The organism is Streptomyces sp. NRRL F-4489 (assembly GCF_001509485.1).
Classification (GTDB): domain Bacteria; phylum Actinomycetota; class Actinomycetes; order Streptomycetales; family Streptomycetaceae; genus Streptomyces.
Genome location: NZ_LLZI01000281.1, coordinates 16,406 through 27,174, shown reverse-complemented (window position 1 = coordinate 27,174; position 10,769 = coordinate 16,406). Strand labels below are relative to the sequence as shown.

The window sequence follows — 10,769 nt, the reverse complement described above, 5'->3', positions numbered from 1 at the left end:
CTGCCGGTCTACCGGCGGGTGGCCCAGGAGAGCCCCCCCGGCGAGGGGTTGATCGCGCTGCTGGAGGGGGGGGTGCCCCTGTGGGGGGGGGAGGTGCTGGTGGGGGTTCGGGCGGCCGGGCTGTGTCACAGCGATTTGTCGGTGATTGATGGGACTATTCCGTTTCCGGTGCCGGTGGTGTTGGGGCATGAGGGGGCGGGGGTGGTGGAGGCCGTTGGGCCCGGGGTGACGCATGTGGTGCCCGGGGATCATGTGGCGTTGTCGACGCTGGCGAACTGCGGGGCCTGTGCGGAGTGCGACCGGGGGCGGCCGACGATGTGCCGTACGGCGATCGGGATGCCGGGGAAGCCGTTCCGGCGGGGCGGGGCCGAGCTGTTCAACTTCGCGTCGAACTCGGCGTTCGCGGAACGTACCGTCGTCAAGGCCGTTCAGGCGGTGAAGATCCCCGAGGAGATACCGATGGCCTCGGCCGCGCTGATCGGGTGCGGGGTGCTGACCGGGGTGGGCGCGGTGCTGAACCGCGCGCGGGTGGACCGCGGGGACTCGGTGGTGGTGATCGGGGCCGGCGGGATCGGGCTGAACGTCCTCCAGGGGGCGCGGCTCGCGGGGGCGTCGGTGATCGTGGCGGTGGACGCCAACCCGGCGAAGGAGGCGGTGGCCCGGCAGTTCGGGGCGACGCATTTCGTGGACGCCTCGGCGGTGCCGGACGCGGTGAAGGCGGTGAAGGCGATCCTGCCGGCCGGCGCCGACCACGCTTTTGAGTGCGTGGGCAGCACCCGGCTGATCCGGCAGGCGGTCGATCTGCTGGACCGGCACGGGCAGGCGGTGCTGCTGGGCGTGCCGCCGGCCGGGGCCGAGGCGTCCTTCCTGGTCTCGTCGATGTATCTGGACAAATCGATCCTCGGCTGCCGCTACGGGTCGTCCCGGCCGCAGCGGGACATCGCGCTGTACGCCCGGCTGTACCGCGAAGGGCGGCTGCTGCTGGACGAGTTGGTGACCGCGACGTACGACGTCGAGGACTTCGCCAGGGCGGCGGACGACGCGCACCGGGGGCGGGTGGCGCGGGCGGTGCTGGTCTTCGGGGAGTGACGGCTGGCCCGATCCTGGCGAAGGGTGGCCCTCGGGCCGCTCGTTCCGGCGGGGCGGGTCGCCGAAGCTGTGGGCGTGAACAGGACAATTGTTGAGCCGGTGGTGGCTCCGGTGGCGTCGCGTGGCCGGCGGCCGCATCGGGCGTGGGTGGTCGCCGGGGTCACGTTTCTGACGTTGATCGGGGCGGCCGGTTTCGCGTCGTTGCCGGGGCTGCTGATCGATCCGCTGCACGAGGAGTTCGGCTGGTCGCGGGGGACGATCGGGCTGGCGGTGTCGGTCAATCTGGCGCTGTACGGGGTGACGGCGCCGTTCGCGGCCGCCTTGATGGACCGGTTCGGGATCCGGCGGGTGGTGGCCGCCGCGCTCACCGTGATCGCGGTGGGCGCGGGGCTGACCGTCTTCATGCGCGCGAGCTGGCAGCTGGTGCTGCTGTGGGGCGTGCTGGTGGGGCTGGGCAGCGGGTCGATGGCGCTGGCGTTCGCGGCGACGGTGACCAATCGGTGGTTTGCGGCTCGGCGGGGTCTGGTGAGCGGGATTCTCACGGCGGCCGGTGCGTCGGGGCAGTTGGTGTTTCTGCCGTTGTTGTCGGTGGTCGTTCAGCGGTACGGGTGGCGGCCGGCCGCGGTCACGGTGGCGGTGGCGGCGCTGGCCGTTGTGCCCTTGGTGTGGCTGCTGCTGCGCGATCATCCGGCGGATGTGGGGGTCGCGCCGTACGGTGCCGAGGAGTTCGTGGCCAAGCCGCTGCCGCGGCGCGGGGCCGCGCGGCGGGCCGTGGGGGCGCTGTTCTCGGCGGCTCGGACGGGGCCGTTCTGGCTGCTGGCCGGGACGTTCGCGATCTGCGGCGCGACGACGAACGGGCTGGTCAAGACGCATTTCGTGCCGGCCGCGCACGATCACGGTATGCCGATGACCGCGGCGGCGTCGCTGCTGGCGGTGATCGGGGTGTTCGATATCGCGGGGACCGTTGGTTCCGGCTGGCTCACCGACCGCTTCGATACGCGGCGTCTGCTCGCCGTCTATTACGGGCTGCGGGGGCTGTCGCTCTTGGTGCTGCCGATGCTGATGGCGGCCACGGTGCATCCGCCGATGGTGTTCTTCATCGTCTTCTACGGGCTGGACTGGGTGGCCACTGTCCCGCCCACGTTGGCGCTGTGCCGTGCCCACTACGGCGAGGACAGTGCGATCGTCTTCGGGTGGGTGCTGGCCGCCCACCAGGTCGGGGCCGCGCTCATCGCCTATCTGGGCGGGCTGGCGCGGGACGCGTTCGGTACGTATGACCCGGTGTGGTACGCGTCGGGGGCGCTGTGCGCGGTGGCGGCGCTGATGGCGCTGGTGCTGCGGAGGCGGAAGGACGCCGCCTAGGTCAGCTCTCGAAGCGGCCGAAGGTGCCGCGGTGGAAGAGGAGCGGGCCGGCGGCGGCGGACGAGGGGTCGGTGCCCAGGGCCTCGACGCGGCCGACGACGAGGTGGTGGTCGCCGCCGGTGTGGACGGCGTGTACGGCGCAGTCGATCCAGGCGGGGACGTCCGCGAGCCGCGGGGAGCCGGTGACCGGGGCCGGGGAGTGCCGGACGCCGGCGAACTTGTCGGCGCCGCTGACCGCGAACGCGCGGCACAGGGCCGTTTGTCCGGCGCCCAGGATGTTGACGCAGAAGACGCCGGCGCGGGCGATCCGCGGCCAGGTCGTCGAGGTGCGGCCCGCCATGAAGACCACCAGGGGCGGGTCGAGGGAGAGGGAGGCGAAGGACTGGCAGGCGAAGCCGGCCGGGCCGTCCGGTCCCGGGGCCGTGATGATCGTGACGCCGCTGGCGAAGTGGCCCAGCACGGCGCGGAATTCGGCCGGGTCGAGGGGGGCGCGTTCACCGTCGCGTACGGCGCGCAGCGGGGGGCGTGCCCCGGGGGCGGGTGCGCCGGCGGCCAGGGGCGCGGTCGTGGCGGGGGCGCCCGTGGAGCGCAGGTGGCGGACGGCCGCGGCCGCCATTCCGGCGTGTCCCATCATGGGCCCATTGAAGCTGATGGGTCGTCAGGTTGGAAGGGGCGTGGTCCACTCACATGGGTGGTGTGGGGTGCGGCGCGGGCTGGATCGCGGTGGTTGGGGGCATCGTGGGGCTGTGTTCCTGATTGGCTGCCGGGCGCCCGGGTACCTTCCCCCTCGGCCGCGCCGTAGCCGAGCACCGGGGGAGGGTTTCGGTTCATGGCCGATGCGACACCGCCGACCGCGTGGTCGGCAGCCGGGTCCGGCGGGGGCCGGTCCGCGCGGTTCGACGAGGTGTTCTGCGGGCTGCTGCCGCGGCTCTACCGGCGGGCCGTGATGCTGGCCGGATCGCGCCAGTCGGCGGAGGACGCGGTCCACGAGGCGTACCTCAAACTCGCCGCCCGCCCGCAGCGCTTCCTGGCCCATCCGGAGCCGTACGCCTACGCCTTCACCGCCGTCCTCAGCGCCACCCGGGACGCGTACCGCAAGGAGCGGCGGCAGGTGCTGGTGGACGAGGTGGCGGAGGTGGCCGGGGCGGGGGCCGGCTTCGGCGAGTGGGACGGCGGGGTGGGGCGGCGCCACGCGGAGCTGGAGGCGGTGCGGCTGCTGGGGCGGCTGACGCACCGGCAGGCGGGCATCGTGATCTTGGTCGATCTGGACGGGTACACCCTCGACCAGGCCGCGAAGATCATGAAGGTGCACCGCGGTACGGCCGCCCGGCACCGGGCCCGGGCCCTGGACAGGCTGCGCGGATACCTCGTTGAATCGGAGCACGGGCGGGCCGGGAGGTGAGCGGGACGGTGGGCGCGGGGCCAGGGGACGGTGCGGCGGAGGCGCGGCTGCGGGCGGTGCTGCGGGCGGCCGACGAGGAGATCGGGACGCCCGCCGGGCTGTGGGAGCGGGTGCGGGAGCCCGCGCCGGCACCGGTGGGCCGGCCGTCGGCTCCTGTATGGCGGAGCCCGTACGCCGTGGCCCTGGGGGTCGCGGCGGGGGTGGCCGTGGTGGTGCTGGGGGTGTGGTGGCTGCTGCTGCGGCCGGGCGCCGCGGACGTCCGTCCGGCCGGGCCGCCGCCGTCGGTGCCGGTCACCGTCTACAACAGCGAGGCGGCCTGCCGTACGGGCCGCACGCTGGAGTGCGCGCTGCGGCTGGCCCGGGACCCGTACGGGGCGTACGCGGCGCGCGGGAACGCGGCGGGGCGGGTCTGGCACGGGGACGTGCTGGCGGCGCGGTGCGTGGTGACGGACGGGCAGCTGGTGCGGGACGAGCAGGGTGTGACCTCCACGCGGTGGTACCGGGTGCGCACCGGGCAGGGGGTGGAGGGGTGGCTGCCGGGGGTGCGCACCCGTAATACCCGGGAGGTGCCGGTGTGCCCGGAGGCGGGGCGGGGGCGGTGAACGGGGGCGGGGCGGTCAGCGGCCCCGGTAGACGGGCCGGCGGCGGGACGCGAAGGAGGCCAGGCCCTCCTGGGCGTCCGCCGTCGTCATGTTGATCTCCTGGGCGGCCGCCTCGGCGCGGAAGGCGCTGGCGCGGTCGGCGTCGAGGGAGGCGTTGACCAGCTGCTTGGTGAGGGCGAGGGCGCGGGTGGGGCCGGCCGCCAGCCGCTCGGCCCAGGCGCGGGCGGTGGCCGCCAGCTCCGCGTCGGGCACGACCCGGTTGACCAGGCCCAGCCGGGCGGCCTCGGCGGCCGGTACGGCGTCCCCGAAGAACATCAGCTCCTTGGCGCGCTGCGGGCCGATCAGCCGCGGCAGCAGATAGGCGCCGCCGCCGTCCGGGACCAGCCCGCGGCGCACGAACACCTCGATGAAACGGGCCGATTCGGCGGCCAGGACGAGATCGCAGGCGAAGGCCAGATGCGCGCCGATCCCGGCGGCGGTGCCGTTGACGGCGGCGATCACCGGTTTCTCGCAGTCCAGGACGGCGGCGATCAGGCGCTGGGCGCCGTCCCGGATCATTCGCGCCACGTCGCCGGCCACCCGCTCGCCGGTCCGCGGGGCGCCGCGCAGGTCGGCGCCGGCGCAGAAGCCGGTGCCGGTGGCGGTGAGGACGACGGCCCGCACGGCGGGGTCGGCGGAGGCGTCGGCGAACCCGCGGATCAGGCGTTCGCGCAGGTCAGGAGTGAGGGCGTGGAGGGCTTCGGGGCGGTTGAGGGTGAGCTGGGCGACGCCGTTGTCAGTGGTGTGGAGTATCAAGGAGGTGGCGGGGTCGGGGGATTCGGCCTCGGTGGATTCGGGACCGGTGGATTCGGGGTCGGTGGTCTCGTGCGGGGCGGGGGTCGCCGGGGCGGGGCCGCCGGTGGACGCGGTACGGGGGGACGGGGTGGACGTCATGGGGGAGCGGCTCCAGAGGGGTCGGCGGGGCGGCGGGTCGGGCGCGGCCTGGCGGTTGGGGTTGGCGCTGGGGTGGTCAGTGGCAGATGGCGAGGGCGTCCAGGGCCACCGCGCCCTGGCCGCGGGGGAGGACGACGAGGGGGTTGATGTCGAGTTCGGCCAGTCCGCCGTCGAGTTCGAGTGCCATCCGCTGCACCCGCAGCACGGTCTCGACCAGCGCGTCGGTGTCCGCCGGCGGCATTCCGCGGACGCCGTCCAGCAGGGCGCGGCCGCGCAGTCCCCGGAGCATCGCCCGGGCGTGGTCCTCACCGAAGGGCGGGACGCCCACCGCGGTGTCCTGGAGGACTTCCACCAGCACCCCGCCCAGGCCCACGGTGACGGTCGGCCCGAAGAGCGGGTCGGGGGTGACGCCGACGACCATCTCCACGCCCCGTTCGATCATCTGGCAGACCAGGACGCCGTCCAGCGGCAGGTCCTCGTAGCGGGCGATGTCGGTCAGCTCCCGGTAGGCGTCCCGCACCTGGCTCGCCGACGTCAAGCCGATCTGGACGAGGCCCAGTTCGGTCTTGTGGGCCAGCTCCGGGCCGGAGCCCTTCAGGACGACCGGATAGCCGACCTGGCTCGCCGCCCGGACGGCCGCCGCCGCGCTGGTCACCAGCTGCTCGCGGGGGACGCGGATGCCGTAGGCGCGCAGCAGCTGCTTGGCCGCGTGCTCGCTGAGCTGCCGGCCCGGCCGCAGCAGCGCCCGCGCCTTGCGGGCGGACGGGGAGAGGACGCGCGGGGCGTCGTCGAAGGGGGAGCGGTAGCCGGCGGTGAAGCGGTGGTGGTCCAGGTAGGCGCGGACGGCGGTGACGCAGTTGGCGAAGGTGCGGAAGGTCGCCACCCGGGACGAGCCGAGCAGGGTGCGGCGATAGGCGTCCTCGGTGCCGACCGGCGAGCCCCACACCACGCACACCAGCTTGTCGGTCCGCTCGGCGGCGTCCACGAGGTCCTGCGCCAGCTTGTCGCTCATGGGCGGGAAGGGGCCGGTGATCGGGCAGATCAGCACGCCGATGTCCGGGTCGGCGAGGATCGCGTCGATGATCTTGGGGCCGCGCCAGTCGCCCACCGGGTGCCCGCCGTTGTCGATGGGGTTGGCGACGTTGAGGTAGTCCGGTATCCACTGGTGCAGTTCGGCCTGCTTGGCGGCGCCGAGGGTGGGCAGGGTCAGGCCCGCCGCGGTCGCCAGGTCGGCGAAGTGCGCGCCGGTGCCGCCGGAGATCGAATAGACCGCGACGCCCTCGGCGGCGGGCTTCTTGGCCCGGGCCAGCAGGGCGGCGGTGTCCTGGAGCTCGTCCAGGCCGTCCACCCGGATCACGCCGAACTGCCGCAGCGCGGCGTCCACCACCGCGTCCGCGCCGGTGAGCTTGCCGGTGTGCGAGGCGGCGGTGCGGGCGCCGGTCTCGGTGCGGCCGACCTTGACGACGACCACGGGCACCTTGTTGCGGGCGGCGCGGTCGGCGGCGAGCAGGAAGCTCCGGCCGTCCTTGAGCCCTTCCACATACGCGGCGATCGCGCCGACCTCGGGACGGGAGGCGAAGTAGGAGAGGAAGTCGGCGGTCTCCAGATCGGCCTCGTTGCCGGTCGGGGCCCAGTGCGAGAGCCGGATGCCCAGTTCCTGGAGGGCGAAGACCGGCCGGCCCTGGTGGCCTGACTGGGTGATCAGGGCGATGGCCGGGCCGTCGAGGTCGTCCCGGAATTCCTCGAACGCGTTGAGGTTGGTGTTCGGCCCGAGCAGCCGCAGGCCGGAGCCGGCGACCGCCTCGGCCAGCCGGGCCTGGGCGGCCGCGCCGTCCTCGCCGGTCTCGGCGAAGCCGGAGGCGAAGGCGACCGCGAACTTCACGCCCGTGTCGGCGAGTTGGCCGATGACCGGCAGCGGGTCGGCGACCAGCAGGACGGCGAGGTCGACGGTCTCCGGCAGGTCGGCGACGGTGGGGTGGCAGGGCCGGCCGAAGACCTGGTCGCGGCCGGGGTTGACGGGGTGGAGCCGGGCGCCGACCCGTTCCGCCCAGGCGATCAGCTGGCGGGTGATGCCGGTGTTCGGCCGGCCCTCGGTGTCCGAGGCGCCGACCACGGCCACCGACTCGGGCCGGAAGAAGCGGTCCAGGTCCGGGACCGGCGCGTGCAGCGGGCGGCCGCTGACGTCGGGGTCGGCCGCGGCCGGGGCCGCCGCCGCGCCGCCGTCCGGCCGCGGGCCGCCGCTGCCGGCGGGGTCGCTGGTGCCGTGGACGGTGGTGGGCCGGTGCTCCCCGCAGGCCACGACGCGGGCCGGCCGGGAGTGCGTGGTGAGGGTGCCGTGAGTCGATCCAAGCATCGCAGACGCCCGCTCCTGTGTGACGGCTCTCGTGGACTGCGCGCCGTACCGCGCTCAGCAGTAGCTGACGCCTTGTCAGGTTACTGAACTGACGGCTCGTCAGGAATGGGTGTGCGGGAGGTGGGCGGGAAACGTTCCGGGGCGGCTGGCCCTCGCGGGGTCCTCGGTTGCCGGGCCCCTTGCGGGGCGGCCGGGCGTGCGCTGAACTGACGTACCGTCAGGAGTAGTTGGTGCGGTGCGGACGAGCCGCCTGGTCGGCGGCGGTAGGGGCGGACGGATGGCCACGGTGCGGAAGGCGGCGGGGGACGGGGGCACGGCGCGGGTGGCGGCGCCGGCGGCCCGTTTCGATCTGCCGGAGGTGGACGACTTCACCCGGCCGTACTGGGCGGCGGCGGCCGAGGGGCGGCTGCTGCTGCGCCGCTGCCGGGCCGCGGACTGCGGCGCGGTGCACCACTACCCGCGCGAGTTCTGCCCGTCCTGCTGGAGCGAGGACGTGGTCTGGGAGCCGGCCGCGGGCCGCGCCACGCTCTATACGTGGTCCGTCGTGCACCGCAACGACCTCCCGCCGTTCGGCGGCCGGGTCCCGTATGTCGCCGCGGTCGTCGAGCTGGCCGAGGGGCCCCGGATGATGACCGAGGTCACCGACTGCCCGGAGGGGGAGCTGCGGATCGGTATGCCGCTGGCGCTGCACTTCCGGCGGGAGGGGGCGGAGGGGGGAGGGCCGGGTGGCGGCCCGGGCGCGGACGGCGGGTACGCGATACCCGTGTTCCGGCCCGCCGGGTGAGGGCGGGGGCCGGGTCCGGGCGGGCCGCCCGCCTCACGGCCAGAGCAGCTCCCGTTCCCAACCGCCCTCCGCCCGGCGGTAGGTGAGGCGTACGTGGCGCCGCCGGTGGTCGCCCTGGAAGAACTCGACCTCCTCGGCGCGCAGGACGTACAGCGTCCAGCTCGGGACCGGGGCGTCCGGTTCGCGCTCGGCGCGCTCCCAGGCGGCGTCCGCGGCGCGGTGCAGCTCCGCCATCGAGCCGAGCACCTCGCTCTGGCGGCCCACCAAGGCGGCGGCCAGCGCGCCCGTGGACCGGTGGTGCAGATCGGCCGCGCTCTCCTCGGGCCCGGCGGCGGCCACCGTGCCCCGGACGCGGACCTGGCGGCCGGCCGCCGGCCAGTAGAAGGCGAGCGCGGCCCGGGGGCGGGCGGCCAGATCGCGGCCCTTGCGGCTGCCGCGGTGGGTGCCGAAGTGCCAGCCGCGTTCGTCGGCGTCGTGCAGCATCACGATGCGCACCGACGGGTCGCCGGCCGCGTCGGCGGTGGCCAGGGACATGGTGTGCGGTTCGGCGACGCCGGCCTCGGCGGCCTCGCGCAGCCACTGCCGGAAGAGCGGCAGCGGGTCGCCGGGCGCCCGCTCCGGGTCGAACGACGGCAGCTCGCCCGGCCAGACCCGCAGACCGCGCAGCAGCTCGCGGAAGGCCCGGCTGTCGGTGTCGGGGTCGTTTCCGGTGCCGGTTCCGCTGCCGGTGTCGGGTCCGGTGGGGTCGGGGTCGGCCCCGGCGCCCGGGGCGGCGTCCTCGGTGTGATCGCGCATGCGGGGAGCGTACGCCGCACGCCCCGGCCGCCGACCGCGCGCCCGTGCCGGACGCCGCACGCCCCGGCCGCCGACCGCGCGCCCCGTCCCGGCGCCGCGCGCCCCGGGGCGCCCCTGACCCCGCCCCTACCTCCCGCCCCCTACCCCCGCCCCAACACCACCGTCCCCGAGGAGCAGAACCAACCCCCCGTCCCGGAGGCGACGGCGAGTTCCGGCGGGCTGCCGTCGCGGCGGTGGACCTGGCGGTCCGGGCCGAGGTCGCCGCGCAGCTGCCGGACCGCCTCGACCAGCAGGAACAGCCCGCGCATCCCCGGGTGGCAGGCGGCCAGCCCGCCGCCATCGGTGTTCACCGGCAGCGCCCCGTCCCGCAGCAGCCGCCCCCGCTCCACGAACGCGCCGCCCTCCCCCTTGGCACAGAAGCCCAGGTCCTCCAGCGTCACCAGCGTCATGTAGGTGAACGCGTCGTAGATCTCGGCGAGGTCGATCTCCTCCGGGCGGACGCCGGCCCGTTCGAAGGCCAGCCGGCCGGAGACGGCGGCGGGGGAGACGGTGAAGTCCGGCCACTCCGCCATGCTCGTGTGCGAGACGGCGGTGCCCGAGCCGAGCACCCAGACCGGGCGTCGGGCCAGGTCGGGCACGTAGTCCTCGGCGACGAGCAGCACCGCGCAGCCGCCGTCCGAGCGGACGCAGCAGTGCAGTTTGGTGAACGGGTCGGCGATCATCGGGCCGGCCAGTACGTCGTCCACGGTGATCGGCTCCCGGTAGAGCGCGTCCGGGTTGGCGGCCGCGTTGGCGCGGGCCTGCACGGCTATCTGGGCCAGCTGCTCCAGGGTCGTCCCGTACTGGTGCTGGTGGCGGCGCGCGGCCATGGCGTACTTGGCGATCAGGGTGTGCCCGTAGGGGGCCTCGAACTGGAGTGGCCCCCGGGTGCCGAAGGAGAGGTTGGCGGTGCGCCGCCCCGCTTTGAGGTCGGCGCGGGCCGTGGAACCGTAGACCAGGAGGACGGCGCGGGCGTGGCCGGCCGCGATCGCGTCGGCGGCGTGCGCGGCCATCACCTCCCAGGTGGCGCCGCCGACCGAGGTGGAGTCCACCCAGGTAGGGCGCAGGCCCAGGTATTCCGCGACCTCGACGGGGGCGAGCGTGCCGAGCCCGGCGGACGCGAAGCCGTCGATCACCGAGCGGTCCAGCCCGGAGTCGGCGAGCGCGCGGCGCGCGGCCTGGGCGTGCAGGGCGTACGGGGTGGCCCCGTCCACCCGCCCGCAGTCGGACAGCGCGACTCCGGCGACGGCGACCTTGCGGGGGCGGGCGGGGGACCCGGCGGGCGTCGGCTTCATGAATCTGACGGTACATCAGATAGCTTGGGGCGGGCAGACCTTGAGGGCCCGGTCCATGGTGTTCGCACTCTGGGAAAGTGGCTGCCCGGTACCTATTATGACGGCCCGTCAGATC

10 protein-coding genes are annotated in these 10,769 nt (G+C 75.0%); 5 read left to right on the top strand and 5 right to left on the bottom strand.

Going from position 1 to position 10,769, the window contains the following annotated elements; genetic code table 11:
* Window positions 1-48 precede the first annotated feature (48 nt).
* The gene (locus tag ADL22_RS31280) at window positions 49-1,089 is read left to right on the top strand and encodes a Zn-dependent alcohol dehydrogenase (protein ID WP_066987602.1); all 1,041 of its coding nucleotides are present in this window, start codon (window positions 49-51) and stop codon (window positions 1,087-1,089) included.
* 87 nt (window positions 1,090-1,176) lie between these two features.
* Window positions 1,177-2,451, top strand: coding sequence for an MFS transporter (locus tag ADL22_RS31275; RefSeq protein WP_420711613.1), 1,275 nt, complete (start codon window positions 1,177-1,179; stop codon window positions 2,449-2,451).
* A 1-nt stretch (window position 2,452) separates the two neighbouring features.
* Here ADL22_RS31275 and ADL22_RS31270 read toward each other — a convergent pair whose 3' ends face one another.
* A complete protein-coding gene (locus ADL22_RS31270) occupies window positions 2,453-3,085 on the bottom strand; it encodes a flavin reductase family protein (protein ID WP_234430927.1) in 633 nt (210 codons plus the stop codon).
* Window positions 3,086-3,280: 195 nt separating this feature from the next.
* Here ADL22_RS31270 and ADL22_RS31265 point away from each other — a divergent pair, with 195 nt between their 5' ends.
* Window positions 3,281-3,853 (top strand): RNA polymerase sigma factor, encoded by a 573-nt coding sequence (locus ADL22_RS31265; RefSeq protein WP_079064572.1) that lies wholly within the window; start codon window positions 3,281-3,283, stop codon window positions 3,851-3,853.
* An 8-nt stretch (window positions 3,854-3,861) separates the two neighbouring features.
* Window positions 3,862-4,455 (top strand): hypothetical protein, encoded by a 594-nt coding sequence (locus tag ADL22_RS31260; protein ID WP_234430926.1) that lies wholly within the window; start codon window positions 3,862-3,864, stop codon window positions 4,453-4,455.
* 15 nt (window positions 4,456-4,470) lie between these two features.
* Here the strand turns inward: ADL22_RS31260 and ADL22_RS31255 are convergent, their stop codons facing one another.
* Window positions 4,471-5,388 carry an enoyl-CoA hydratase/isomerase family protein gene (locus ADL22_RS31255; protein ID WP_066987586.1) on the bottom strand — a complete coding sequence of 306 codons (918 nt, stop codon included), beginning with the start codon at window positions 5,386-5,388 and terminating at the stop codon, window positions 4,471-4,473.
* Between the two features lie 76 nt (window positions 5,389-5,464).
* A complete protein-coding gene (locus ADL22_RS31250) occupies window positions 5,465-7,741 on the bottom strand; it encodes an acetate--CoA ligase family protein (protein ID WP_066987584.1) in 2,277 nt (758 codons plus the stop codon).
* 277 nt (window positions 7,742-8,018) lie between these two features.
* Between ADL22_RS31250 and ADL22_RS31245 the strand changes: the two genes are divergently transcribed.
* Window positions 8,019-8,525 carry a Zn-ribbon domain-containing OB-fold protein gene (locus tag ADL22_RS31245; RefSeq protein ID WP_066987582.1) on the top strand — a complete coding sequence of 169 codons (507 nt, stop codon included), beginning with the start codon at window positions 8,019-8,021 and terminating at the stop codon, window positions 8,523-8,525.
* Window positions 8,526-8,558: 33 nt separating this feature from the next.
* Here the strand turns inward: ADL22_RS31245 and ADL22_RS31240 are convergent, their stop codons facing one another.
* Together ADL22_RS31240 and ADL22_RS31235 are read right to left on the bottom strand one after the other, a co-directional pair.
* A complete protein-coding gene (locus ADL22_RS31240; RefSeq protein WP_066987580.1) occupies window positions 8,559-9,320 on the bottom strand; it encodes a pyridoxine/pyridoxamine 5'-phosphate oxidase in 762 nt (253 codons plus the stop codon).
* A gap of 140 nt (window positions 9,321-9,460) precedes the next feature.
* Window positions 9,461-10,654, bottom strand: a complete 1,194-nt coding sequence (locus ADL22_RS31235) for a thiolase C-terminal domain-containing protein (protein ID WP_066987578.1) — start codon at window positions 10,652-10,654, stop codon at window positions 9,461-9,463.
* Window positions 10,655-10,769 lie beyond the last annotated feature (115 nt).